This is a genomic window from Pseudomonas sp. S5D5 (assembly GCF_003013355.1).
In the GTDB taxonomy this organism is placed as follows: domain Bacteria; phylum Pseudomonadota; class Gammaproteobacteria; order Pseudomonadales; family Pseudomonadaceae; genus Aquipseudomonas; species Aquipseudomonas aylmerensis.
The window spans coordinates 2,770,100-2,793,521 of the sequence record NZ_PTEO01000001.1 but is presented as its reverse complement, the minus strand read 5'-3'; the positions used below and the strand labels follow the sequence as shown (position 1 = coordinate 2,793,521).

The following is a 23,422-nucleotide window of genomic DNA, read 5'->3' as shown; positions in this document are numbered from 1 at the left end:
ATCCGTGAGGTTCCACCATGAATGCCATCGACCTTCTCAAGGCTGACCACGAACGCGTCAAGGCGTTGCTGACCCAACTGAGCGAGTCCACCGAACGCGGCGTCAAGAAGCGCACCGAGCTGCTGGCCAAACTCGAGATGGAGATCAGCCTGCACACCAAGCTTGAGGAAGAGATCCTCTACCCGGCCTTCCGCAAAGCCGGCGGCAAGGAACAAGACATCATGTACCACGAAGCCAAGGAAGAGCATCGCACGGTCGACGCCCTGGTGCTGCCCGACCTGAAGCAGACCGAGCCCTCCACCACCGAGTTCTCCGGGCGCGTCAAAGTGGTCAAGGAACTGCTGGAACACCACATCGAAGAAGAGGAAACCGAGATGTTCCCCCAGGCCAGGAAGCTACTGGGCAAGGCAGTGCTGGAAGAACTCGGCGCTGAAATGGAAGCGATGAAAGCGGCGCACAAGAAATCCATGGGCGCCAAGCCGCTCGCGGCGTGACGTCCATTCGTCGCATGGCGGCGAACTTTTTCAAACTTTGCTTTCGGTTGAGTATTCCCAATTAAGCGACACCATTGATTCACTCATTGATGAGGGATTTGAAAATGGCTACCAGCGGAAAAACCACCACGGGTGCAGGCGGCAAAGCCAAGCCCGACACGCAGAAAAAAAGCGGCGGTCAAGGTTCGGGCGGCAACTTTGCCAATGACCGCGAAAAGGCTTCTGAAGCCGGCAAAAAAGGCGGGGCGCATAGCTCCGGCGGCGGCAAGAAGTCTTGATTGAAGCAGTACTGGAGCCCGGATTTTTCGGGCTTCAGTCATGATCAGAGCAACAAGGGGATCGCGTCATGAAGACCAGAATGTCCCAAAGGATTTTGCTTATTGTCGGCCTGTCGGCCCTGCTGGCCAGTCCGGCCTTCGCCGCCTTCGGCGACGACACCGCGCCGTCACCGAATACGCTGAGCGACAGCAGCGCCGCGGGCTCCGCCCTGCCTCCTGGCACCTACCCCAGCAGCCCATCAGACAGCGACAAAAAAACCGAGACTGCTCCCAAGGAAAAAGCCGCGCCGAGCCCTGCGCCGCACAAACAGCCCAGCGGCAAGGCGACGAAAAAGAAAACCGCGCATACCGGCAGTTGACGCTTTACATCAGCGGGATGCTGTAGCTGACAATCAGGCGCGTTTCATCTTTGTCTGCGGTGTCATTCCCGCGCAGCACCGCACTGCGCCAGGTAAACCCCAGGCCCTTCAACGTGCCGTTGGGAATCACATAATCCAGGCGCAGGTCGCGTTCCCATTCGCTGTTATCGCGGCCGGCGGTACGGATATGGCTGCCGTGGATATAAGTCACGCTGGAACGCAGGCCAGGAATGCCCAGGCCGGCAAAGTCATAGGCATAGCTGCCCACCGTCGCCTGCTCGCCGGCATTCACGAACTTGAGTGACTGCGAATTGGTGATCAGGTACAACGAGCGGCCCTGACCTTGGTTGATATGCGGGAAGTCACTTTCGCCCGTGGTTTTCTGGTAGCCAAGGCTCAACGCGTGCCCGCTCAGACCATAGGTGAACAGCGCACTCCACAAGCGGTTGTCGACCTTGCCCGTATTGATGCCCGGCGCGTAGTAACCCGAGCTGACATATCCTTCGCTGCGCCCCGCCGCGCTGCCATTCTTGCCATCAGCGGTGCTGTAGAAATAGCGCAGGTCGCTCTTGAACTGCCCCACCGGCAACTGCCAGTTGTGCACCAGGCCGAGGAAGTGCTGCTGGTAGAAATTCTCCAGGTTGGCGTAGTAGTACTGCAGCTGCAGCTGCTTGGTAACGCTGTAATCAAGCCCGCCGTAATAGAACTGGTTGCTGGATTTGCCTTTGATCGGGTCATTGGCACCGGCAATCGACATGCCCTGGCCGTTGCTGGAATTACGATCGACAACCTGCTCAAGCTTGCCGGCAACCAGGTTGAAATCCTTGAAGTCCTTGGAGTCCAGCTGATAGCCACGAAAGGTCTGGGGCAGCAGGCGCCCGTCTTCGGTGGTCAGCACCGGCAGCTTGGGCATCAGGCTGCCGACTTTCAGTTGAGTCTGGGCGATGCGCATTTTGCCGGTGACGCCAGTCTTGCTGAAGTCATGTGCAGCCTTGCCGTCGTCCAGGGGGAAAACGCTGCCGGGGGTGTTGTCTGCACCGGCCTTGCCCGCGCGGCCCGACGCATCCAGGCGCAAGCCATACCATTGTTGCAGATCCAGGCCCAGGCCGACCACGCCCTCGGTGAAACCGGACTGGTAGTTGAACATGAAGGCCTGGCCCCACTCCTTGTCCGAGGCGCCCCTGGCATTACGGGTGTCCTGGTTGTAGTAGAAATTGCGCAGGTCGAGGCTGGCTTTGCTGTCATCGATAAAACCGGCGGCAGCCGCCTGCTGCGCCGCGCCGATGGACACGGCGAGCGCCAGGCAAGTGGTGTGCTTCATGAAGGCTCCGAGAAGTGATTGAGGCGACCCCGTCACGGCCCAACCCTGTTCTTTGTCAGTCGGGTCGGTGCCGCATTCAACGGGAGCGCGCACGGTATAGAGTTGAGCGGCACAGAAACAGCCGCCAAAACCGCCAATCACTTTTTCAGTTTGCGTAACAATCCAGGCCTGCCTCCGCTCGCGTCTGCCCGGCTGCTTCCCGATCAAGCCTGATCAAACTGCTCCCGCGCCTGGCGAAACGCCTCGCCGTTTTCCACCACCCAGGTCCACAGCGGAATCATGTGCACCAACAACTGCGTGCCGAGGGGCGACAGGGCGTATTCGACCCTTGGCGGCACTTCCTGAAAGTCATGGCGCAGCACCAGGCCGTCGCGTTCCAACTGGCGCAAGGTGCGGGTCAACATGCGCTGGGTGACGCCCGTCATGCGTCGACCGATCTCGGCATGGCGCAGGCGACCGGACACGCCGAGCACGTGCACGATGCCCAATGACCAGCGGTTGCCGGCGTGGCTCAACACCTCGCGCTTGAGGCCGTCATCGTCGGCGCTGAGGGCGTCGCAGGCGGCCTGCGAGCGGCGGATGATTTCGTCGTTATCCATGGGGGGCTCTCGGTATCACGCGTGTGCCTTCTTATGCGCGGCGTTTAATTCTGCAAGCATGCCACGACTTTCACTGTTGACGGAGAACCCAATGACTTCCCCTTCCATCCTGGTGCTCGGTGCCGGTGAACTGGGCATGGCCGTGCTGCGCGAACTGGTCGCCCTGGCGCCGCAGGGCACCCGCATCGCCGTGCTGTTGCGTGCGCAGTCGGCTACTGCGAATGGCTTGAGTGAGCTGGGCGTCGAGCCATTGGCCGGCGATCTGCAGAACGATAGCCAGGACACGCTCGCCGCGCTGTTCGCGCCGTTCGACACGGTGATCAGTTGCATCGGATTTGCCGCAGGCCCAGGCACCCAACGCAAGTTGGCACAGGCGGCGATCCGCAGTGGGGTCAAGCGCTATGTGCCGTGGCAATTTGGCGTGGACTACGACGTGATCGGCCGTGGCAGCCCGCAGGACCTGTTCGACGAGCAACTGGACGTGCGCGACCTTCTTCGCGGCCAACAGACCACCCAGTGGCTGATCATCTCCACCGGGATGTTCACCAGCTTTCTGTTCGAGCGGTCGTTTGGCGTGGTCGACCTCGCGCAAAACACCGTGCATGCTCTGGGCGACTGGGACACTGCCGTCACTGTCACCACGCCCGAGGACATCGGCCGGCTGACGGCGCAGATCGTGCTCGCTGAACCCGCCATCGCCAACCAGGTGGTGTACACCGCTGGCGACACCCTGACCTACGGGCAGTTGGCCGACACCGTCGACGCCGCCTTGGGCATCCAGCTTCAGCGCGAACCCTGGTCGGTGCCGGCGCTACTGGCCGACCTCGCCAGCAGCCCCGACGACAATCTGAAGAAGTACCGCGCGGTGTTCGCCCAGGGCAACGGCGTGGCCTGGGACCCCGCCGTCACGTTCAACGCCCGGCACGGCATCGCCGTGACCGACGTCGACGCGTGGATTCGCCAGCACCTTACGGCACCGGCAACCAGCCGCTGAATTCGCCTCGCGTGTCCAGTGAGCCCCAGACAAATTCCCCCGCCGGCACTGGCGTGCGCGGTGGCTCGACGGTCGCTCGCGGGGTGCCCTTCCACTCCAGTACGGTCGAACCTTGCCAGGCCAGGATCACACCCTGTGCCGGGCTGTCGTCGGTATTGATCCAGCGCGCTGCGGCGGCGGCCATGAAGGCTTCGATCGGCTCATCGTCGATCTGCGTGCGATACGGCGAGCCCAGCAGCCAGCGACCGATGTTCAGGTGGTAGGTCCAGTCCTGCGCCGGCTGGTTGCGGTAAGCCCAGGTCATGAAGCTGCGAAACAGGTTCAGGCCCTCGGGTGGGTCGAGCTTGAGCAGCGCCGGGCAGATGTCGAACACGCTGTGCCAATACGGCAACAGGCGCGCATCCAGGTGTACGAAACAACGGGAATTGCTCGGGTAGTCAGGCTGCACAGGTTCCGCGCGCAGGCGACGCGAAGCCTTGCGCACCAGGCGGCTGGCGCCGGCAGGCAACAGGTGGTTCATGAAACGCACTCTCAGTCGTGACGATAGAACGCCCCCTGGTTGCAGGGAGCCCAAGGCACACGTCAGAAAGTCGGGGAAGCGCGGGGGTTGGCCGAGGGCCAGGAATAACGCGGTGGCGCCTTGTTGCGCCGCTCATGCGCCGGACGCGGGGTTTGCGCCAGGCCCAACAGCCAGGCGAGACCGATCAGGAACACCAGCGCAACGGTGACGGCGTTGCACACAGGGCAGGCAAAGTAGTTCGAGATGTTGCTGGAAGACGGGCTGCCCAACCCTTTGTCGGAAAGTGGCGCCTGGCTACCGTCCACCGAACAGAACGCCCCGCCAATCCCGTTGAGTTGCTGGCCGAGCATCTGGCCATGCCCCAAACCGCACGCGAACAGGTTCATCAGCACGCAGAAGTACAGGGTCCAGACGATCAGCGGACGGGCGGGATGGCTCGATTTCATGGCGGCGACTCTACCATCAGAGCCGCAAAAGGATGAAGCACCGCATGCCCCTGTGGCAGAACGTCGCAGATTACGTGCGCTTCCCAGGGTTGGTAGACTTGGCGCCCTCAAAGCCTGATGTGTAGATCCAGAGCAATGCAGGCGTTTCACAGGATGCACAGTTGATGAGTACGTTATTTACCCGCCGCAAGGTCCTGACCGGCATGGGCCTGCTGGGTCTGGGCCTGCTGGCCGGTTGTGACAACAGCCCCAGGTTGAACTTCAAGTACGGCAAGGACTTGAGCGACAAGATCATGGGCCGCACCTTCAAGCTCAAGAACACCGAGGGCGAAACCGTCACCCTCAGCTCCTACCGTGGCCTGATGCCGGTGGTGTTCTTCGGCTTCACCCAGTGCCCGGCCGTGTGCCCGACCACCCTCGCCCGCGCCGCCCAGGCCAAGAAGCTGATGGGCCGCGACGGCGAGATCATGCAGGTGATCTTTATCACCCTGGATCCGGAACGCGACACCCCGGAGATTCTCGACAAGTACGTGAAAGCCTTCGACCCCAGCTTCGAAGCGCTGTATGGCACCCCGGAAGAAATCGCCGTGGCCGCCAAGGAGTTCGGGATCTTTTATGAAAAGATCCCCGCCGGCGACACCTACACGCTGTCTCACACGGCCACCAGTTTCGTGTTCGACACACGCGGCAACCTGCGCCTGGGCCTGCAGGCATCCCTTAACGCTAAAGAGTGCGCAGAAGACCTGCTCACCGTCATGGAGGTCTGCTAATGACTGCCGTTCAACACCTCAAGCGCACCCTGATCGGCCTGTCCCTGCTGGGCCTCGCAGCGCACGCCAGCGCCCAGGTACTGGTCACCGACGCATGGGTACGCGCCTCGGTGCCGGGCCAGCCGTCCAGCGGCGCGTTCATGACCCTGACCGCCGACAGCGACAGCCAGTTGCTGAGCGTGGCAACGCCTGCAGCCAAGGACGTGCAGATCCATGAAATGAGCATGAAGGATGACGTGATGCGCATGGGCCCGGTGGATTCCGTCGCCCTGCCGGCGGGCAAGGCCGTCAAGCTCGACCCGGATGGTTATCACGTGATGCTGATGGGCCTGACCAGCCAGATCAAGGAAGGCGACCAGGTGCCGCTGACCCTCACGGTGAAAAACGCCAAGGGTGAGAAACAAGCCATTGAAGTCAAGGCCACCGCACGCGGCCTGGATGGGATGGACCATAGCAAGATGCATTGATCTGTTGCCGCTGGGTTTTCTGGGCAGCACCAGGTTTTTGTGGCGAGCGGGCTTGCCCCGCGTTGGGCTGCGCAGCAGCCCTGAAACCTGACAACCCAAATCCACCTGAAGAACCGCAGTGCATGACTGGGGCCGCTGCGCGCCCCAACGCGGGGCAAGCCCGCTCACCACAATAGCCCCCGCTCACCACAACAATCTCATTCAACACAACAGCCCTCTCCCTACAACAACCTCATTCACCACTACGCCCCCTCCCCCAGCAACCCCCTTCATTCCCCGCAACCCTTCCCATCGCCATACCTAAAACCTCTGCCTTCAACACTTACTATATATTTTCAATCTGCAAACAGACCCGATAGCCTGATCCTGCCGCCTGTGCCCTGCGCCCGGCTGGCCCCCAATTCCAAAAATAAATCGGGTACTCCTGTGAACACATCCCCCCGCGCCCTGAAAAGCCTGCTGCCTCTGGCAGTGGCCTTCGCCCTCTTCAACAGCTTCGGCGCCCAGGCGGCCAACACCGGCGAATTGCCGTGTACCACCACCGAACAATGCGCGGCCCAGGCGGCGAAAGTCGGCGCCACGCCCGACAGCTCGCAAACCGAACACAAGGCCAAGGCCGATCCGACCCAGACGCAATTCGCCTGGCTGAATCGCATCAACAAAGCCTCGATCGTGATGCTCACCGAAGAAGGCATCGTCAAGCCGGACATGGGCCAGAAGATCGCCGGCGGTGTGCGCTACGCCATTGCCCAGGCCGATCAGCCCGGCGGCACGCGCCCCAGCGACGTGCTGCAACTGGAAAAGATCATGACCGACAAGATCGGTCCCGAGGCCTCGCTGATCCACTCCGGGCGCAGCCGCCAGGACATGCTCGCCACCTACCGCCTGGCCGCGTTGCGCAGCCAGGTGCTGGCCTATAGCGAGGCACTCAACGCCACGCGCCTGCGCCTGCTGAACATTGCCGACAAGAACGTCGACACCCTGGTGCCCGCCTACACCAACGGCGTGCAGGCCATGCCGATCAGCTATGCCCACTACCTGCTGGCATTCGAGGCCGCGTTTGACCGCGATGGCCAGCGCATCCGCGAACTGTACACACGCTTGAACAAGAGCCCGATGGGCACCGCAGTGTTGGCAAACTCGGCCTACCCGCTGAACCGCGAGCGCCTGGCCGAGCTGCTGGGGTTTGATGGCGTGCGCGAGAACTCGCTGGATTCGAGCCAGGTGTCGACCTACGACATCCCGATCGAAGCAGCCAACCTGGCGTCGTCCTCGGCTATTCGCGTCGGCGCCATGATCGGCGACATCCACACCCAGTATCACCAGATCCGCCCGTGGCTGCTGCTCGATGAAGAGGCCACCTATACCAGCAGCGCCATGCCGCAAAAACGCAACCCCGGCTTGCTGATGCGGGCGCGGGAGACCGCCTCGGACGTGGTCGGCCTGGCCCAGGCCGTGACCTTGCGCGCGCATAACGTCACCACTGGCATGACCGACTACAAGTTCGCGTTCGACTCATTGGGCGTGTTCCGCTCGACCAAGGAGATGTTCCAGGCCATGGACGCAGTGCTCGACGCGCTGCAGATCAACCCGCAGCGGGCCCTGGAGGAACTGGAATCGGAGTGGACCACGTCGATGGAGCTGGCCGACACCCTGGAGCGTCAATACAAGGTGCCGTTCCGTATTGGTCACAGCTTTGCCTCGCTGATCGTCACCGAAGCACGCAGCAACGGCACCACGCCGAAGACCTTCCCTTACGCCGACGCACAAAAGCTGTATAGCCAGGCGGCGGACAAGTACAAGTGGACTCCCAACACCTTGCCGCTGGACGAGGCCGGTTTTCGTGCGGCGTTGTCCCCGACCACCATGGTCCAAACCCGCAAAGGCACCGGCGGCCCGCAGCCGCAGGAGGTCAAGCGCATGCTGGTGGAGGCGCGCAAGACGCTGGAAGCGGATCAGCAGTGGCTGAAGGAGCGGCGTGAGAAGCTGCAAAGTGCAGAAGGCAACCTCGACAAGGCCTTCGACAAACTGGCCAATACCAAAGGCTGACCCCTCACCAGCAGGAGTCGGCTTGCCGGCTCCTACTGGGTGGGCAGTGCCTGTTTCAACACCTCACGATCAATCGACTTCTGCCACCCGCAAATCGCCAGGCACGCCACGCAGTTGCCGAGCACATTGGTCAGCGAGCGGCACTTCATCAAGCGCTCCACTCCCAGCAGCAGGCCCACCCCTTCCAGAGGGACCAGTTGCAGGATGTTCAAGGTGGCGATCAAGGTGAACAGCGCCGACCCCGCCACACTGGTGGAACCCAGTGACGTCACCAGGCAGATCACCAACACCGCGAGCAGCTCCGGCAGGGCAATCTCGACCCCGGCCATATGCGCCAGGAACATGATCGCGGTAGTCAGGTAGAGGTTGGTCCCGGCCAGGTTGAAGGTGTAGCCGGTGGTCAACACCAGGCGCACTAACTGGCGATCGCAGCCCAGGGCTTCGAGTTTATCCACGCAACCGGGAAGTGCCGCCACGGAAGAACCGGTGAATGTCACCAGCAATAACTCTTCTTTCAAATAACCCATCAAACGCGTGAGCTTTATTCCAACTAAACGCGTAATAAAGGCCAATACCACAACCACAAATAACGCACTCACCAGGTATATAACCAGCACGAACTTCAACAGCGGCAAGACCGAACTAACCCCGTATTTACCCACCACAAACGCCATCGCCCCAAACGCCGCCAGCGGGGCAAACCTCAAGATTATCCGCAGTACGAAAAACACCCCCTGCACGCCCGCCTCCAGCCAGCCCAGGCAGCGATTGCCGAGGCTGCTGCCGCGCCCCAGCAGCAGCCCGCAGAGCACGGCGGCGAACATCACTTGCAGCACCAGGCTCTGGGTAAACACGCGGTACAGCGTGGAGGACGCCGACAGCAGCGACAGTTCATGCAGGAAGCTTTCGGGCGGTATCGGCGGCGCCGAGACCGCGCTGGGCTCGAGGTTGAACACCCAGCCCGTGGCCATGCCCAGCATCAGCGCGGCACACGACATTAACTGGAAATACACAATGATGCGCCGTACGAGATGGCGGTGCTGCGGCGCCCGCTTGATACCGGCAACACCGGTGGACACCAATACAAACAACAGGAACGGCATCAATAAGCCGACGCACTTGATGAAACCGTCACTCAACACTTTCATTTCAATCGCCAGGCTCGGAGACACCAGGCCCAGCGTCATGCCAAGTGCGATGGCAATCAAAATAGGCAGGGTGGCGTTCTTGGCGTATCGGGTCGGCATCGGTACTCCAGCCTGTTTTTATTTATTGTTATTGTCGCTGCGCGCCGCTTTCGGCATATTGGGCGCCTGGCCGCTGCCGGCCGCAAATAATAAAGTCTTGTCACGGGATATACCACCATGGAACTTCGCCATTTACGCTATTTCATCATGGTGGCTGAAGAGCGACATTTCACCCGTGCCGCTGCGCGCCTGAACATGCAGCAACCGCCCCTCAGCCAGCAGATCCGCGCGCTCGAGCAAGAGCTGGGCTTCGACCTGTTCAAGCGCCACCCCAAGGGCGTCGACCTAACGGCCGGTGGCCTGGTGTTTCTCGATGAAGCGCGGATCATCCTCGCCCGTGTCGAACAAGGCTCGCTCAAGGCGTCCCGCGCCGCCCAAGGCATCGAGGGCACGCTGGTGATCGGCTTCACCAGCTCCGCCGCCGCCCACCCGCTGATCCCACGGATCATTCGCGCGTACCGCGAGCGCTACCCCGGCGTGGAACTGTCGATCAACGAAGGCAGCGCCCGGGAAGTGACCGAGGACAGCGTCGAAAAGCGCATCGACATCGGCATCCTCCGCGCGCCGGTCAGCACTCACCAAAGCCTGACTTTCCACCGCCTGCTCAACGAAGAAATGCTGCTGGCGCTGCCCACCGGCCACCCGTTGCTGAAAGCCCCCGGCACCGACATCGCGCTCGACGCGCTCAAGGATGAACGCTTCATCCTCGTACGCCGCCCCGGCGCGCCGGGCATGTACGCCAACCTGATCAAGGCCTGCCAGAACGGCGGCTTCGAACCGAAGATCGCCTTTGAAGTGGAACGCATGCTCACCAATCTCAGCCTGGTGGCCGCCGGTGAAGGCATCTCGGTAGTCCCTGCGTCAATGCGCGACGTACACCGCGAAAGCGTGGTGTATTGCCGGATCAAGGACGCACGGCCGAAGCTGCTGGCGCCGATTACCCTGGTGCGGCGCACATTCAATCCATCGGCGCCGCTGCAGAACTTTATCGGGCTGGCGCGGGAATTGGCCGGGGTGTATCGCAAGCAGGCGCTCAATCCACACTAAACAGCGTCGCACCTACCTGGCGCGGCACGCGATAGACTTAGATAGCGGTCGGTCATCCGGCTTGTTTGCCGGCAAGCCGCCCCCTACAAAGTGTGGTCTCAGGCGCTGAGCTGTTTGGTCATCGGGATACATGCCAGCTGCAAACCGGACGGCGAATGGTAAATCGCCTGCTTATCCCCCACGTACCCGCACGCCCGATAGAAACTCGCCGCATTCAACGTCGAGTCCAGGACCAATGCGGTCATGTCCAGCTCGCGTGCCAAGTCTTCCAGAAACGCCAGCATCGCCTTGCCATAACCGTGGCCGGTGTAATCGGGCAACACGAACAGCGCGCCCACTTCGTTATTGCGCGGGTCGAGCATTCCGGTGGCTACCGCCTCGCCGTTGACCCAGCCCAGGTAAAACGGTTGATCCATCAGGGCGTCGTAGCCGTCCTCGGCTTTACCCCGCGTCCACAGCAGCATTTGCTCGGACGTATAGGCGCCGATACATTGGCTGCGAATGGCCCGCAAGCGGATATCGAACGCCACCTGGGCGTGCTCCGGGGTGGCGCGTTTTATCTCCAGCATGTGCATCTCCCTGCATGAAATCATCGTGCCACTAGCACACTTGTGCTAATCGACCGCTTCCCCCGGCGGCGCTATATTCGCCGCCACTTCCAACGTTCCCCAGGCACCGCGCATTCATTGCGCGCGGGTTCGTTGTGCGTTGGAAAAACCATAACAACCCAAGGAAGAATCACCATGAAACTGCACGCCCCCATTACCCGTCTCACCCTGCTCGGCGCCCTGATCATCGGCGTCGCCGGCTGCAGCAACGTCAAGCCCAGCGAAGACCACCTCAAGACCCTATCGGAAACCAACCTGGGCGAACCGGTCAAGCGTATTTCCAATGTGCGCAGCGATTCGATGACCACCTACTACATCGCCAGCGCTGCCTCCGGCGAGTACAACTGCTCGGTGCCCAGCGGCGCCAGCGGTGGCTTGTTCACGGTGGCCAGCTTTGGCTTGATGAAGCCCGCCGCTTACTGCCAGCCCAAGGGCGCACGCGGCAACGCACTGCAAGGGTTCACCCAGTAACCGTCTCCTGGCTCAGGTCCCGCAGGGTGCCGCGCAGTTCAGCGGGACGCACGGGTTTGGAGAGAATGGCGATCTGACGGTCGTGCAAGGCGGCCTGGATTTTCTCCACATCGTGCCCGGTGAGGATCAGGGCCGGGACCGCCCAGCCGCGTTGTTCGCGCAGGGCATCGATGCATTCGATGCCGGTGGCGTGATTCCCCAGGTCGTAGTCGGCGACGATGATGTCGCAATCGCTGACCAGGTCGCGTCCTGATGACTCGGCCTGGACCACGCAGCCCCAGCGCTCCAGCAGGGCCTGGGTGGCGAGCAAGACGTTGTGATCATCTTCCACCAGGCACACTTTCAAACCGGTCAGCAGGCCCGCCTGGCGCGTTTCGTCGCGAGCGGCCGGTGCACGCGGTGCGGTGGCGAGGGTCAGGCCGTAGAGGCTCACGGACGTGCCATGGCCAACCCGTGAACGCAGGCTCACGTGTACCCCCATCAACTGCCCCAGGCGCTTGACGATGGACAGCCCAAGGCCGACGCCTTCGACGTCTTTGTCACGCAGGTGGCGAACCCGATAGAACTCTTCGAAGACCTTTGACAGATGCTCCTCGGCAATCCCCCGACCCCGGTCATGCACCTCCACCGCCAAGCCTCCGTCGCGAATGCGCACGCCGATCAACACGGGACGGTGCGCACCGTATTTGAAGCAGTTGGACAGTACGTTCTGCACCATGGTCGCCAACAGCGCCGGGTCGACCAGCACCCAGTATGCGCAAGGCCGCAGGCGCAATTCCACGCCGGCCCAACGCGCCGCCTCGGCGTTCTGGCGCACCAGATCAGCGAGGAATTCACCCAGGTGGATCGCCTGGTATTTGGGCAACAGGCGGCCGTTGTCGAGGGTGTAGAGGTCGAGGATCGAGCGGAACAACTGCGACACGTTGAGCAGCGAACGGTCGATGTTGTCCACCAGCCGCCGCTCTTCATCGCCGAGCCTGGCTTCGCGCAGGCACGCAGTGAACAGGCCGATGGAGTGGATGGGCTGGCGCAGGTCATGACTGGCCTGGGCCAGGAACCGGGACTTTTCCAGGTTGGCCGCGATGGCTTGTTCGGACGCCTTGCGCGTACGTTCCAGGAGGATATGCGCGTACACCGGGATCACCGTGCTGGTGATCATCAGCATCAGCACCATGAAGGGTTGCGCCTGCCATATCGGCGTGAGCCGGTACACCACCAACAACGCCAGCAACGCCAATGCCGTGGCAATCGCCAGGTAGCGCGAGCCATAGCGCATGCCGTTGCCGAGGTTGACCCACACCATCACCGCATACAGCGGCAACGCCGCTTCACCGCCGATGACCATGCCGAACGAGGTGCCGGTGTAGTCGTGGAGCATGCCGAAAATCCGCCGCGCCGGATAATGCCCGGGCCAGCGCGCGATGACCTGGCGCAAGACGATGGAGGCCAGCAGGAACAGCACGATGTACAGGATTACCGGCAGGTAGGTGTCCAGCGACTGTCCGGGCAGGAAGCCCAGCGCGCCGATATACACGATAGCAATGGCGGCCACCACGATGCGCAGGTTGGCCTGGTCGAGTTCGGAGTTGGTCTCAAGACTCATGGGGTACGTCCTTGTGCGGCAGTCAACAAATCCATCATGCACCCCAGGCAGACCCTGGGCGCGGTGGTAAGGTAGCATGCCAGCGCACAACCTTGCCCCAGGGAGGAGCACGCCATGACCGATCGCATCATCATCGCCGACGACCATCCGATGTTCCGTGAAGGCATGCGGCGCACCGTGCAGCGCTTGCTGCCCGAAGCCGTGGTGCAAGAGGCCGGCGACCTGGACACGGTGCTCGCGCTGATCGGCGACGGCCACGACGTCGATACGCTGATCCTCGACCTGCGCTTTCCCGGCCTGACCTGCATGAGCCAGCTGGTCGAGCTGCGCCAGCGACTGCGGCGCACCACCCTGGTCGTGGTGTCGATGGTCGATGACCCGGCGCTGATCGATCAAGTGATGGCCCTGGGCGCCGACGGTTTTATCGGCAAGAACATCGCCCCCGACGAGATCGGCCAGGCGCTGCTGGCGATCCGCGAAGGCGAGGTGCTGGTCAAGTTCGCGCCCTCCGGCCTGCTGCCCCTCGACACCCACACCCTCACCACCCGCCAGCAGGAAGTGCTGCGCCTGATCGCCCAGGGCAAGACCAACAAGGAAATCGCCAAGGCCCTGGATATCTCGCCGTTTACCGTGCGCATCCATGTGTCGTCGCTGCTGCGCACCTTGGATGTACCCTCGCGGGCGGCCGCAGCGGTGAAGTATTCCGGCGAGTTCTAGGCGTTTTCATTGCCCGGGCGCGTGAAGGAATACCGGTCGATATCGATACGCAGCTTCCAGCCTTGGCCCTGCCAATACTGGGCGGCGTGGGTGTTGGTCTTGAACACGTCGAGGTGGCATTTGTGGATACCCAACTGTTCCAGCGCCTCAAGGCAGCGCCGGGTCAACGCCTGCGCGAGGCCTTGGCGACGGTAGTCCGGCAGCACCAGCAAATGCTGCAGATACCCGCGACGCCCGTCGTGGCCGCACATGACGCACGCGATCAATTGGCCTTCGATTTGCGCGACAAAACTCATCCCGGGGTTGCGCGCCAGGTAGCGCTCGGTGGCCTCGCGGGAGTCGGCATCACGCAGGGAGATGCCGGGGGTGTCTTGCATGAGGGTAAGCACGGCGTCGTAGTCGGACGCGGTCATGACGCGAATGTCAGGCATGGCGAAAACCTTGTGGAAGCGGGCGTGCCCGCGCTGTCGGTGAGTCAGATGGAACGCTATCGCCGGGCAGATTGCAATCGCGGGCAAGCCCGCTCCCACATCGAAAGGAGGAGGCCCGTTAACGCCGCGGGCGACGGCTCTGCATCCGATATTTATGCTCACTTCCCAGCTTAATAATATTTTATTAATAACCGCCCTCCCCCTAGCCTTGAAGTCATGCCCGAGCTGAATCCAACTGCATTACGGAAGGACAGACACATGACTGTAGCGATAACAAAAATAGATACCCTGGTGGTGGGGGCCGGTCAGGCTGGCGTGGCCATGAGCGAGCATTTGAGCAAGCAAGGCGTGCCCCACCTGGTGCTGGAACGCAGCCGGATTGCCGAGCGCTGGCGCACCGGGCGCTGGGATTCGCTGGTCGCCAACGGGCCGGCCTGGCACGACCGCTTCCCAGGCCTGGAATTCGATGATGTCGCCGCCGATGGCTTTGCGCCAAAAGAACGGGTGGCGGATTACTTCGAGGCCTATGCACGCAAATTCAATGCGCCGATCCGTACCGGCGTGGACGTGACCTCGGTGGTGCGCAATGTCGGCCGTCCAGGCTTCACCGTGCACACCAGCGAAGGCGTGATCGAAGCCAACCGCGTGGTGGCCGCGACTGGGCCATTCCAGAAGCCGGTGATCCCGGCGATTGCGCCCAAGGACACCACGCTGCACCAGCTGCATTCCGCCGACTACCGCAACCCCGCGCAACTGCCGGCCGGCGCCGTGCTGGTGGTGGGCGCCGGCTCATCCGGTGTACAGATCGCCGATGAACTGCAGCGCTCCGGTCGCCAGGTGTACCTCTCGGTCGGCGCCCACGACCGCCCGCCGCGCGCTTACCGCAACCGTGATTTCTGCTGGTGGCTGGGCGTGCTGGGCGAGTGGGACCAGGCGGCGATGAAACCTGGCCGCGAGCACGTGACCATCGCGGTGAGCGGCGCCCATGGCGGCAAGACCATCGATTTTCGCGAGTTGGCCCAGCACGGCATGACCCTGGTCGGCTTGACCCAAGCCTTCGACGGCAGTGTCGCCACCTTCCAGCCCAATCTGGTCGAGAACCTGGCGCGCGGTGACGAGAATTACCTGGCCCTGCTGGACGCGGCCGATGCCTATATCGAGCGCAACGGCCTGGACCTGCCGGTGGAACCTGAGGCGCGCCGTGTCTTCCCCGATGCAGACTGCATCCGCCAGCCGATCCTGGAACTGGACCTGGCCAAGGCCGGCATCACCTCGATCATCTGGGCCACCGGGTTTGCCGTGGATTACAGCTGGCTGCAAGTCGACGCATTCGACGCTGCCGGCAAGCCGCAACACCAGCGCGGCGTGTCCAGCGAGGCCGGAATCTACTTCCTTGGCTTGCCCTGGCAGTCACGTCGCGGCTCGTCGTTTATCTGGGGCGTCTGGCACGACGCCAAGTACGTGGCCGACCACATCGCCATCCAGCGCCAATACCTCGAATACCGCGACGCCGCCCCGGTGGCTCACAAAACACCTGTCAGCGCCTGACCCCTTATTTTTCGGAGTTTTCCAGATGCCTACCCACACTCGCATCCGCATGTTCAACACCAAGGAAACCTACCCCAACCAGAGCCTGGACAATGACCTGTGCCAGGCCGTGCGCGCCGGCAATACCGTGTACGTGCGCGGCCAGGTCGGCACCGATTTCGACGGCAACCTGGTCGGGCTCGGCGACCCGCGCGCCCAGGCCGAACAGGCCATGCGCAACGTCAAGCAACTGCTCGAAGAAGCCGGCAGCGACCTCAGCCATATCGTCAAGACCACCACTTACCTGATCGACCCGCGCTACCGCGAGCCGGTGTACCAGGAAGTCGGCAAGTGGCTCAAAGGCGTGTTCCCGATCTCCACCGGGCTGGTCGTCTCGGCCCTGGGCCAGCCACAGTGGCTGATGGAAATCGATGTGATCGCGGTTATTCCCGAATAAGGAGCTGCCCATGACGTTTTCCATCGTCGCCCGATGCGCCGACACCGGCCAGTTGGGTATTGCCATCAGTTCCTCAAGCATTGCCGTGGGCGCCCGTTGCCCGTGGCTGCGGCCCGGCGTGGGTGCGGTGTCGACCCAGAACATCACGCTGCCGGCGCTGGGCCCGGACGTGCTCGATTTGCTCGAACAAGGCCTCGCCCCTGCCGAGGCCATCGACACTGCGTTGACGCGTAATGGCTACAGCCAGTACCGACAGCTCACGGCCATTGATCACCTGGGCCGCAGCGTGCATTTCAGCGGCAGCGAAACCCTCGGCACCCACAACGCCGTGTCGGGCGAGCAATGCGTGGCGGCCGGCAATATGCTCGCCGACCGCGCGGTGATCGACGCGATGGTCACTGCTTTTGAACAGGCCGAAGGGCAGTTGGCGGACCGACTCCTGGCCGCCATGCACGCCGCCATCGCCGCCGGTGGCGAAGCCGGCCCGGTGCACTCCGCCGCGCTGGTGGTGGTGGGCGAACTGACCTGGCCGATCATCAACCTGCGGGTCGATTGGGCGGATGAGGCGCCAATCGGCGCGCTGCAAAAACTCTGGGACGCCTACCGCCCGCAAGTGCAGGACTACATCGACCGCGCCCTCGCCCCCGACCGTTCGCCCGGCTACGGCGTGGCCGGAGACGAGCGATGAGCCAGAGCCAGGCGTTGCTGCGCACGCTGGTGGGGTTCGACACCACCAGCCGCGAATCCAACCTGCAGTTGATCGAGTTTGTGCACGATTACCTGGCGAGCTTCGGCGTGGCCAGCGAGCGGATCTACAACGAGGACCGCAGCAAGGCCAACCTGTTTGCCAGCATCGGCCCGGTGCAATTGCCCGGCATTGTGCTGTCCGGGCATACCGACGTGGTGCCGGTGGACGGGCAGCCCTGGACAGTGCCGCCATTCGAGTTGACCGCGCGCGACGGCAAATTGTTTGGGCGTGGCACGGCAGACATGAAGGGCTATATCGCCTGTGTGCTGGCGCTGGTGCCGGCGTTGGTCGAGGCGCCGTTGCGGATGCCGGTGCATATCGCCCTGTCGTATGACGAAGAGGTCGGCTGCCTCGGCGTGCGTTCGTTGCTCAAGGTGCTGGAGCAACGCCCGGTGAAACCGATGCTGTGCATCATCGGCGAACCCACCGAGCTCAAGCCGGTGCTGGGTCACAAGGGCAAGCTGGCGATGCGCTGCGACGTGCATGGCGAGGCCTGCCATTCGGCCTACGCGCCTTACGGGGTGAATGCGATTGAACATGCCGCCGAGTTGATCGGTGAACTGGGGCGCATCGGCCAGCAGCTGCGTGGCACCCAGGACGCGCGGTTCGATCCGCCGTTCAGCACCGTGCAAACCGGCGTGATCAGTGGCGGCAAGGCACTCAACATCGTGCCCGCCGATTGCCGCTTCGACTTCGAGATTCGCGCGTTGCCGTCGCAAGACCCGGGCGAAGTGGCCGACGCGTTGAAAGCCTATGCCACGCAGCAGGTGCTGCCGCGCATGCAGGCGGTCAGCGCGCAGAGTGCGATTCACTTTACCGAGCTGTCGGCCTATCCGGGGTTGGTCACCGACGAACGCAGCCAGGCCGCGGAGTTGATTGCCGCGTTCAGTGGTTCACGTGAGTTCGGCACCGTGGCCTTTGGCACCGAGGGTGGCTTGTTCGATGCGGTGGGCATCCCCACCGTGGTATGCGGGCCGGGGAGCATGGACCAGGGGCATAAGCCGGATGAGTTTGTGAGTGTCGACCAACTGGCGGGGTGTGATGCCATGCTGTGGCGGATGCTCGACTCAATCCGTGCGTGAACCGCCGATCTGCAGGCAACACGGGTTACCAATGTGGGAGCTGGCTTGCCTGCGATAGCGGTACATCCGCCACATCCGGAGCGACTGACCCACCGCCATCGCGGGCAAGCCCGGCTCCCACAATGATCTCCTCTACTGTGGGAGCTGGCTTGCCTGTGATAGCGGTACATCCGCCACACCCGGGCAACTGACCCACCGCTTTCGCGAGCAAGCCCGCTCCCACATTTTTGCCCTGCGCTCACTCCAGTAAACGCGCGCTCTTCCCGGCAACCCCCTCTACTGTGGGAGCTGGCTTGCCTGCGATAGCGGTACATCAGCCACATCCGGGCAACTGACCCACCGCCTTCGCGAGCAAGCCCGCTCCCACATTTTTGCCCTGCGCTCACTCCAGTAAGCGCGCTCTTCCCGGCACCCCCCTCTACTGTGGGAGCTGGCTTGCCTGCGATAGCGTCACATCAGCCACACCTGGGGCAACTGACCCACCGCCATCGCGAGCAAGCCCGGCTCCCACATTGATCTCCAGTGCTTGCCAGAAAACCGTGCAGATTCACCCCAGCAAGCGCGCCAGTTCTTCGCGGCAGTAATCCACAAACAACTGCACCGGCTTGGTCAACGGCGCCCGGCGCAGCCACACCGCCGACAACCCCGACCCGGTCACCGTCTCCGCCAGCGGTACGCACGCGACTTTCTGCCCATCATAGGTGTACTCGGTAAATGGCTTGGTCACCAGAATCGAAAAGCCAAAGCCCCGTCCCACCATGCCCCGCACCATCTCGATCGACGGCGAGCTGAACACGATATTCGGCGTCAGCCCGCGCTCTTCAAAGATGCTCACGAAGTACGTGCGGCTCGGCAGCACGTCCAACAAGATCATCGGCTCCAGCACCAGGTCCGCCAGGGAGACCTTGGCCTGCTGCGCAAAGCGGTGATCCGCCGGCAGCAACGCGTACGGCTGCTGCGGCGGCATCAGCGGCGTGGTCTCGATGGTCGCGCCCAGATCATGCTCGAAGAGCATCGCCACATCGATACTGCCCGCCGTCAGCGCCTGTACCAGTTCTTGCTGCTCGCCGTCACGGATGCGGATTTCCACCCCCGGCCAGCGCGCCTTGAAACCGGCGATCAAGCGCGGCAAGTACAGCGGTGCCACCGTTTCGAAGCAGCCGATATCGATCTGCCCCGCGACCACGTCATTGTCGGCCAGGGCGTTCTGTTCGAATTCATGGGCCACCCGCAGCAGCTCCAGGGCCTTGCGATAGAAGCGCGCGCCGCTGGGGGTGAGTGACACGCCCTGGGCGTGATGGCGGATAAACAACTGCACACCAAAGCTGTCTTCAAGCTGCTTGATCGCAGTGGACACCGACGGCTGCGCGATATACAGCTTGCGCGACGCCTCGGCGACGCTGCCGCACTCGGCCGTGGTGACAAAATATCTGAGTTGGCGCAAGTTGTAGGCAGCCATCGGGACCTCCAGAAACGTGGGACTTCGCCCGCAAAACAGGTACAGGCAACATACCGGAGCGCGGCAAAGCGCGAGCGATATTTTTTAAGGTCTATAGCAACAAACTTACTAATTTACCTCCCTGCGCCCATTGCAGATGATCACTCCAACAACAAAGCGCCGCGCAGGCGGCGCACAGCGAAGTACGTCCACGTACTCACCTTGCCTTGGAGCTCGTCATGGTTACCACTGCAACATCCTCCGCCCCGCTTATCGAAAAACACACGATTGGATACGTGCCCCCGGAAGATCGCCACGGAAAGGTAAGAGACCTGTTCACCCTGTGGTTCGGCGGCAACATCGCGCCGTTGCCGATCGTCACCGGTGCGCTGGGTGTGCAACTGTTCCACCTCAACCTGATCTGGGGCATCGTCGCTATCCTCGTCGGCCACCTGGTCGGCGGCGTGCTGATGGCGCTGCACTCGGCCCAAGGCCCGCAAATGGGCATCCCGCAAATGATCCAGAGCCGCGCGCAGTTCGGCTCCCTCGGCGCGCTGCTGGTGGTGGTGATCGCCGGCGTCATGTACATCGGCTTCTTCGCCTCCAACATCGTGCTCGCGGGTAAATCCCTGCACGGCGTGGTCGATGCCGTGCCCGTGCCGGTGGGCATCGTGATCGGCGCCATTGGCTCCGGGATCATCGGCATCATCGGCTACCGCTTCATCCACGTACTCAACCGCATCGGCACCTGGGTGCTCGGCGCCGGCATCGTGCTGGGCTTCGGCTACATCTTCACGCATGTGCAGACCACCGACTTCCTGACACGCGGCAGCTTCAACATCTCCGGCTGGCTGGCTACCGTGTCCCTCGCAGCGCTGTGGCAGATCGCCTTTGCGCCCTACGTGTCGGACTACTCGCGCTACCTGCCGGCCGACGTGCCGGTCGCCTCGACCTTCTGGACCACCTACCTCGGCTCCGCCCTGGGCTCCAGCCTGTCGTTCATCTTCGGCGCCGTCGCCGTCCTCGCCACCCCGGTGGGCATGGACACCATGGACGCGGTCAAACTCGCCACCGGCGCCATCGGCCCGCTGATGCTCGTGCTGTTCTTGCTCAGCGTGATCAGCCACAACGCCCTCAACCTCTACGGCGCCGTGCTGTCGATCATCACCCTGGTCCAGACCTTCGCCTACCGCTGGATCCCCACGGCCAAAAGCCGCGCGGTAATCTCCATCCTGGTGCTCGCCGCCTGCGCGATTGCCGCCGTGTTCGCCTCCAAGGACTTCATCGGCCACTTCGTCGACATGGTGCTGGTGCTGCTCGTGGTGCTGGTGCCGTGGACGGCGATCAACCTGATCGACTTCTACGCGATTCACAAAGGTCAATACGACATCGCCTCGATCTTCCGCGTCGATGGCGGGATTTACGGCCGCTACAACCCCCAGGCGTTGCTGGCCTACGCGGTCGGGATCGCGGTGCAGATTCCGTTCATGAACACGCCACTGTATGTAGGGCCGATTTCCGAACACATCAACGGCGCGGATCTGTCCTGGGTGGTGGGGTTGGTGGTGACGTCGCCGTTGTATTTCTGGTTGGCGAGTCGCGACAGTGCCTATAAACGCCGTATGCATGGCGGGAAATTGGTGGAAGGGGTGTGAGCTGACGGCTTGAAGTGATTCGATTGTGATGTCTGGAACCCTCCATATCGTGGCATCGAGGCCAGGATGTGGAGGGTTTTAGTCCCCGTAATGACCGCCACGGCGATGCTCACGACCGTCGATGAACTTCGAACGCCGCCGGCAACCAGCGCAGCAGATCCACATCACTCATCGGCCGCGCGAACAGGTAGCCCTGCCCTTGCGTACATCCCATCGCCAGCAGTGCCTCGCGCTGCGCCTCGGTTTCGATACCCTCCACCACGACCGACATACCCAGGGTTTCCCCCAGTGCCAGGGTGCTACTCACGATCGCCTGGCAGCGCGGTTCATGGAGCAACGTGCGGATAAACTCACCGTCGAGCTTGATCTCGTTGAACGGCAGTTGGCACAGGCGCTGCAACGATGAGAAGCCGGCGCCGAAATCGTCGATGGACAACTTGCAGCCCATCATGCGCAGGCGCACCAGGGTTTCCAGGCTGGTCGCAGGGGCTTCCAGCAGGCCGCTTTCAGTCAGTTCAAAGGTCAGGCTGGCAGGTGCCGTACCGTGCAGGGAGAGGATGCCTTTGATAACGGCGATCAGGTTGCTGTTGGCCAACTGGCTGGTGTGCAGGTTGAACGACAGATCAAGCGGGAGCCCGCTATTTTTCGCCAGCCGCTGCAGGCTCAAGGCCTGGTTCATCTGCATGAACAGCAGCGTATCGAGCAAGTCGCAGCGTTCCAGCACCGGCATGAACACCGCCGGCGACAGGATGCCGCGCAGCGGGTGCACCCAGCGGGTCAATACCTCCACGCCGCAGACGTCATCGGTGTGCATGTCGACCTTGGGCTGATACCAGGCTTGCAGTTGCTGTTCGTTGAGCGCCCAGCGCACTTCTTCATCGCTGGCCACGCGTACCGGCGCGGCCTTGGGCAGCGCAGTGCCGGGGCCACTGGAGCGTTTTTTCAGCAGGTGCTCCAGGCTGTGTGCCTGCAACGGCTTGCCGACGTCACCGAGCATTTCAAGGCCCAGCAACGAAACGATCTGCTGCACAGTGCGGCGTACATCCGCCGACAATGAGCTGCTGATAATCACGGAGCCGACCAGACCCGAGTGCCCCACCTGCTGAAGAAACTCCAGGCCATCCATACCCTCCATGCACAAGTCGCACAGGGCAACATCCACCCTGCCCACCTGTTGCAGCACCGTCAGCGCCTGCACACCATCCGCGGCCTCATAGACCTCGTGACAGCCCAGTTGGCGCAGCATGCTCACCGCCACGGCACGTTGGAAAGGATGGTCCTCAAGTACCAGCACACGTATCGGAAGACTCGTCATTGCAGTCGGCTCATCTGAAAGGAATAAGGCCGCCCGGGTCATACACCGGGCGGGTCGCAGCGATTCAGCGCACAGGCAGCTTGATGATCTGCGCGGTGGTCATCACGTCGCCGAAGGTGTCCTCGACTTCGGCCAGTGCCGCTTGATGCAAGGCGTCCTTGTCGACGCCCTGGCCATTGACACGGGTGATCGCGCGGGTGGCGGAGGCATCGGATGCGACAATCACGTTGAAGCCCAGAGGCGCGGCATCACGGGCGGCACCGGCGACACAGGCATGGGTCATCAGGCCGCTGATGATCAGCGTGTTGATCCCGGCCTTGCTCAGTTGTGTGGCCAGGTCGGTGCTGGCGAACACGCTTACGGTGTTCTTTTGCACCACGTGATCCTGCGGGCGTGGCTGCATGGCCTTGTGAAACTTCACGGTCTCGCCATCAATGGCGAACACCGCAGCGCCGGCCGGCGACACGTGCTGCACGTGGTAGACCGGGATCTTGTGGCTGTCGGCATAGCTGATCAGCTCGCGGGCTTTCGCCAGGGCGCTGGCGCCGTCCGGGATCGGCATGCGTCCGGTGAAGTATTCGTTCTGGAAGTCGATCACGATCAACGCGGTCTTGGCAGCCGGCAATTGCTGGATTGGCTCGGCACCGGACATGGCGCGGATGGTCGGGTGATCGTTGGTCACGGTGGCACCGCTGGCAACCACGGTGGTACCACTGGCAACCACGGTGGACAGTACGCAAGCGGCCATGAAGCGACGGGTAAAACGTTGCATGGGATCG

25 protein-coding genes and 1 pseudogene are annotated in these 23,422 nt (G+C 62.6%); 15 read left to right on the top strand and 11 right to left on the bottom strand.

The annotated features are described in order from the left end of the window. Window positions 1-17: 17 nt before the first annotated feature. From C9990_RS13180 to C9990_RS13170, 3 genes and pseudogenes are all read left to right on the top strand, one after another. Entirely contained in the window at window positions 18-494 is a 477-nt protein-coding gene (locus C9990_RS13180) for a hemerythrin domain-containing protein (RefSeq protein WP_065907677.1), read from the top strand. 170 nt (window positions 495-664) lie between these two features. Continuing rightward, a pseudogene (locus C9990_RS32745) lies at window positions 665-772 on the top strand (general stress protein); the annotation flags it as partial. Between the two features lie 80 nt (window positions 773-852). Then, window positions 853-1,131 (top strand): hypothetical protein, encoded by a 279-nt coding sequence (locus C9990_RS13170; protein ID WP_371920646.1) that lies wholly within the window; start codon window positions 853-855, stop codon window positions 1,129-1,131. A 4-nt stretch (window positions 1,132-1,135) separates the two neighbouring features. On the opposite strand, the gene C9990_RS13165 is transcribed toward C9990_RS13170, so the two are convergent. Next, a complete protein-coding gene (locus C9990_RS13165; protein ID WP_106803550.1) occupies window positions 1,136-2,452 on the bottom strand; it encodes an OprD family porin in 1,317 nt (438 codons plus the stop codon). Between the two features lie 203 nt (window positions 2,453-2,655). Further along, a complete protein-coding gene (locus tag C9990_RS13160) occupies window positions 2,656-3,051 on the bottom strand; it encodes a helix-turn-helix domain-containing protein (protein WP_065907670.1) in 396 nt (131 codons plus the stop codon). Window positions 3,052-3,142: 91 nt separating this feature from the next. On the opposite strand from C9990_RS13160, the gene C9990_RS13155 reads away from it, so the two are divergent. Further along, entirely contained in the window at window positions 3,143-4,045 is a 903-nt protein-coding gene (locus C9990_RS13155; RefSeq protein WP_106803549.1) for an aromatic alcohol reductase, read from the top strand. On the opposite strand, the gene C9990_RS13150 is transcribed toward C9990_RS13155, so the two are convergent. Together C9990_RS13150 and C9990_RS13145 are read right to left on the bottom strand one after the other, a co-directional pair. Continuing rightward, on the bottom strand, window positions 4,020-4,565 hold the full coding sequence (locus C9990_RS13150; protein WP_106803548.1) for a putative natural product biosynthesis protein: 546 nt from the start codon (window positions 4,563-4,565) through the stop codon (window positions 4,020-4,022). The two genes, C9990_RS13155 and C9990_RS13150, sit on opposite strands and share 26 nt — an antisense overlap. 62 nt (window positions 4,566-4,627) lie before the next feature. Further along, complete coding sequence (locus C9990_RS13145; protein WP_065907665.1) at window positions 4,628-5,011, bottom strand: DUF2946 domain-containing protein; 384 nt, start codon at window positions 5,009-5,011, stop codon at window positions 4,628-4,630. Between the two features lie 164 nt (window positions 5,012-5,175). Here C9990_RS13145 and C9990_RS13140 point away from each other — a divergent pair, with 164 nt between their 5' ends. From C9990_RS13140 to C9990_RS13130, 3 genes are all read left to right on the top strand, one after another. After that, on the top strand, window positions 5,176-5,781 hold the full coding sequence (locus C9990_RS13140; protein ID WP_106803547.1) for an SCO family protein: 606 nt from the start codon (window positions 5,176-5,178) through the stop codon (window positions 5,779-5,781). Next, on the top strand, window positions 5,781-6,248 hold the full coding sequence (locus C9990_RS13135) for a copper chaperone PCu(A)C (protein ID WP_065907662.1): 468 nt from the start codon (window positions 5,781-5,783) through the stop codon (window positions 6,246-6,248). Before C9990_RS13140 ends, C9990_RS13135 begins: the two co-directional genes overlap by 1 nt. A 426-nt stretch (window positions 6,249-6,674) precedes the next feature. Next, window positions 6,675-8,297 (top strand): argininosuccinate lyase, encoded by a 1,623-nt coding sequence (locus tag C9990_RS13130; protein WP_106803546.1) that lies wholly within the window; start codon window positions 6,675-6,677, stop codon window positions 8,295-8,297. Window positions 8,298-8,329: 32 nt separating this feature from the next. On the opposite strand, the gene C9990_RS13125 is transcribed toward C9990_RS13130, so the two are convergent. Then, window positions 8,330-9,544 carry a cation:dicarboxylate symporter family transporter gene (locus C9990_RS13125; RefSeq protein ID WP_106803545.1) on the bottom strand — a complete coding sequence of 405 codons (1,215 nt, stop codon included), beginning with the start codon at window positions 9,542-9,544 and terminating at the stop codon, window positions 8,330-8,332. A gap of 117 nt (window positions 9,545-9,661) precedes the next feature. On the opposite strand from C9990_RS13125, the gene C9990_RS13120 reads away from it, so the two are divergent. After that, window positions 9,662-10,591, top strand: coding sequence for a LysR family transcriptional regulator (locus tag C9990_RS13120; protein WP_106803544.1), 930 nt, complete (start codon window positions 9,662-9,664; stop codon window positions 10,589-10,591). Window positions 10,592-10,689: 98 nt separating this feature from the next. Here C9990_RS13120 and C9990_RS13115 read toward each other — a convergent pair whose 3' ends face one another. Then, window positions 10,690-11,160 (bottom strand): GNAT family N-acetyltransferase, encoded by a 471-nt coding sequence (locus C9990_RS13115; protein WP_106803543.1) that lies wholly within the window; start codon window positions 11,158-11,160, stop codon window positions 10,690-10,692. Window positions 11,161-11,334: 174 nt separating this feature from the next. Between C9990_RS13115 and C9990_RS13110 the strand changes: the two genes are divergently transcribed. Next, window positions 11,335-11,670 (top strand): hypothetical protein, encoded by a 336-nt coding sequence (locus C9990_RS13110; RefSeq protein WP_065907651.1) that lies wholly within the window; start codon window positions 11,335-11,337, stop codon window positions 11,668-11,670. Here the strand turns inward: C9990_RS13110 and C9990_RS13105 are convergent. After that, the gene (locus C9990_RS13105) at window positions 11,660-13,273 is read right to left on the bottom strand and encodes a hybrid sensor histidine kinase/response regulator (RefSeq protein WP_106803542.1); all 1,614 of its coding nucleotides are present in this window, start codon (window positions 13,271-13,273) and stop codon (window positions 11,660-11,662) included. The two genes, C9990_RS13110 and C9990_RS13105, sit on opposite strands and share 11 nt — an antisense overlap. 114 nt (window positions 13,274-13,387) lie before the next feature. Between C9990_RS13105 and C9990_RS13100 the strand changes: the two genes are divergently transcribed. Next, window positions 13,388-13,990, top strand: coding sequence for a response regulator transcription factor (locus tag C9990_RS13100; protein ID WP_106803541.1), 603 nt, complete (start codon window positions 13,388-13,390; stop codon window positions 13,988-13,990). On the opposite strand, the gene C9990_RS13095 is transcribed toward C9990_RS13100, so the two are convergent. Continuing rightward, window positions 13,987-14,421 (bottom strand): GNAT family N-acetyltransferase, encoded by a 435-nt coding sequence (locus tag C9990_RS13095; protein WP_106803540.1) that lies wholly within the window; start codon window positions 14,419-14,421, stop codon window positions 13,987-13,989. The two genes, C9990_RS13100 and C9990_RS13095, sit on opposite strands and share 4 nt — an antisense overlap. Before the next feature lie 216 nt (window positions 14,422-14,637). Here C9990_RS13095 and C9990_RS13090 point away from each other — a divergent pair, with 216 nt between their 5' ends. Genes C9990_RS13090 through argE form a run of 4 tightly spaced genes read left to right on the top strand, consistent with a single transcriptional unit; the run spans window position 14,638 to window position 18,235 of the window. Then, the gene (locus tag C9990_RS13090; RefSeq protein WP_371920645.1) at window positions 14,638-15,969 is read left to right on the top strand and encodes a flavin-containing monooxygenase; all 1,332 of its coding nucleotides are present in this window, start codon (window positions 14,638-14,640) and stop codon (window positions 15,967-15,969) included. Window positions 15,970-15,994: 25 nt separating this feature from the next. Further along, entirely contained in the window at window positions 15,995-16,405 is a 411-nt protein-coding gene (locus tag C9990_RS13085) for a RidA family protein (RefSeq protein ID WP_010171793.1), read from the top strand. Between the two features lie 10 nt (window positions 16,406-16,415). Continuing rightward, window positions 16,416-17,093 (top strand): DUF1028 domain-containing protein, encoded by a 678-nt coding sequence (locus C9990_RS13080; protein ID WP_106803538.1) that lies wholly within the window; start codon window positions 16,416-16,418, stop codon window positions 17,091-17,093. Continuing rightward, a complete protein-coding gene (argE, locus tag C9990_RS13075) occupies window positions 17,090-18,235 on the top strand; it encodes an acetylornithine deacetylase (RefSeq protein WP_106803537.1) in 1,146 nt (381 codons plus the stop codon). The genes C9990_RS13080 and argE overlap by 4 nt, the downstream gene beginning before the upstream one ends. Window positions 18,236-18,782: 547 nt before the next feature. On the opposite strand, the gene C9990_RS13070 is transcribed toward argE, so the two are convergent. Next, on the bottom strand, window positions 18,783-19,694 hold the full coding sequence (locus C9990_RS13070; RefSeq protein WP_065907639.1) for a LysR substrate-binding domain-containing protein: 912 nt from the start codon (window positions 19,692-19,694) through the stop codon (window positions 18,783-18,785). Between the two features lie 218 nt (window positions 19,695-19,912). Here C9990_RS13070 and C9990_RS13065 point away from each other — a divergent pair, with 218 nt between their 5' ends. After that, on the top strand, window positions 19,913-21,328 hold the full coding sequence (locus C9990_RS13065) for a cytosine permease (protein WP_065907637.1): 1,416 nt from the start codon (window positions 19,913-19,915) through the stop codon (window positions 21,326-21,328). A 109-nt stretch (window positions 21,329-21,437) separates the two neighbouring features. Here the strand turns inward: C9990_RS13065 and C9990_RS13060 are convergent, their stop codons facing one another. Then, a complete protein-coding gene (locus C9990_RS13060) occupies window positions 21,438-22,643 on the bottom strand; it encodes an EAL domain-containing protein (protein WP_106803536.1) in 1,206 nt (401 codons plus the stop codon). A gap of 64 nt (window positions 22,644-22,707) precedes the next feature. Beyond that, window positions 22,708-23,391, bottom strand: coding sequence for a cysteine hydrolase family protein (locus C9990_RS13055; protein WP_242485977.1), 684 nt, complete (start codon window positions 23,389-23,391; stop codon window positions 22,708-22,710). Window positions 23,392-23,422: the final 31 nt, after the last annotated feature.

What these genes read in the sequence shown, in the direction of transcription:
- C9990_RS13090 (WP_371920645.1), top strand. Translation starts at nt 14,638, where the DNA reads ATGCCCGAGCTGAATCCAACTGCATTACGGAAGGACAGACACATGACT.
- C9990_RS13125 (WP_106803545.1), bottom strand. Translation starts at nt 9,544, where the DNA reads ATGCCGACCCGATACGCCAAGAACGCCACCCTGCCTATTTTGATTGCC.
- C9990_RS13085 (WP_010171793.1), top strand. Translation starts at nt 15,995, where the DNA reads ATGCCTACCCACACTCGCATCCGCATGTTCAACACCAAGGAAACCTAC.
- C9990_RS13110 (WP_065907651.1), top strand. Translation starts at nt 11,335, where the DNA reads ATGAAACTGCACGCCCCCATTACCCGTCTCACCCTGCTCGGCGCCCTG.
- C9990_RS13115 (WP_106803543.1), bottom strand. Translation starts at nt 11,160, where the DNA reads ATGCTGGAGATAAAACGCGCCACCCCGGAGCACGCCCAGGTGGCGTTC.
- C9990_RS13100 (WP_106803541.1), top strand. Translation starts at nt 13,388, where the DNA reads ATGACCGATCGCATCATCATCGCCGACGACCATCCGATGTTCCGTGAA.
- C9990_RS13180 (WP_065907677.1), top strand. Translation starts at nt 18, where the DNA reads ATGAATGCCATCGACCTTCTCAAGGCTGACCACGAACGCGTCAAGGCG.
- C9990_RS13160 (WP_065907670.1), bottom strand. Translation starts at nt 3,051, where the DNA reads ATGGATAACGACGAAATCATCCGCCGCTCGCAGGCCGCCTGCGACGCC.
- C9990_RS13060 (WP_106803536.1), bottom strand. Translation starts at nt 22,643, where the DNA reads ATGACGAGTCTTCCGATACGTGTGCTGGTACTTGAGGACCATCCTTTC.
- C9990_RS13135 (WP_065907662.1), top strand. Translation starts at nt 5,781, where the DNA reads ATGACTGCCGTTCAACACCTCAAGCGCACCCTGATCGGCCTGTCCCTG.
- C9990_RS13155 (WP_106803549.1), top strand. Translation starts at nt 3,143, where the DNA reads ATGACTTCCCCTTCCATCCTGGTGCTCGGTGCCGGTGAACTGGGCATG.
- C9990_RS13080 (WP_106803538.1), top strand. Translation starts at nt 16,416, where the DNA reads ATGACGTTTTCCATCGTCGCCCGATGCGCCGACACCGGCCAGTTGGGT.
- C9990_RS13120 (WP_106803544.1), top strand. Translation starts at nt 9,662, where the DNA reads ATGGAACTTCGCCATTTACGCTATTTCATCATGGTGGCTGAAGAGCGA.
- C9990_RS13170 (WP_371920646.1), top strand. Translation starts at nt 853, where the DNA reads ATGTCCCAAAGGATTTTGCTTATTGTCGGCCTGTCGGCCCTGCTGGCC.
- C9990_RS13070 (WP_065907639.1), bottom strand. Translation starts at nt 19,694, where the DNA reads ATGGCTGCCTACAACTTGCGCCAACTCAGATATTTTGTCACCACGGCC.
- C9990_RS13095 (WP_106803540.1), bottom strand. Translation starts at nt 14,421, where the DNA reads ATGCCTGACATTCGCGTCATGACCGCGTCCGACTACGACGCCGTGCTT.
- C9990_RS13165 (WP_106803550.1), bottom strand. Translation starts at nt 2,452, where the DNA reads ATGAAGCACACCACTTGCCTGGCGCTCGCCGTGTCCATCGGCGCGGCG.
- argE (WP_106803537.1), top strand. Translation starts at nt 17,090, where the DNA reads ATGAGCCAGAGCCAGGCGTTGCTGCGCACGCTGGTGGGGTTCGACACC.
- C9990_RS13150 (WP_106803548.1), bottom strand. Translation starts at nt 4,565, where the DNA reads ATGAACCACCTGTTGCCTGCCGGCGCCAGCCGCCTGGTGCGCAAGGCT.
- C9990_RS13145 (WP_065907665.1), bottom strand. Translation starts at nt 5,011, where the DNA reads ATGAAATCGAGCCATCCCGCCCGTCCGCTGATCGTCTGGACCCTGTAC.
- C9990_RS13065 (WP_065907637.1), top strand. Translation starts at nt 19,913, where the DNA reads ATGGTTACCACTGCAACATCCTCCGCCCCGCTTATCGAAAAACACACG.
- C9990_RS13140 (WP_106803547.1), top strand. Translation starts at nt 5,176, where the DNA reads ATGAGTACGTTATTTACCCGCCGCAAGGTCCTGACCGGCATGGGCCTG.
- C9990_RS13055 (WP_242485977.1), bottom strand. Translation starts at nt 23,391, where the DNA reads ATGGCCGCTTGCGTACTGTCCACCGTGGTTGCCAGTGGTACCACCGTG.
- C9990_RS13105 (WP_106803542.1), bottom strand. Translation starts at nt 13,273, where the DNA reads ATGAGTCTTGAGACCAACTCCGAACTCGACCAGGCCAACCTGCGCATC.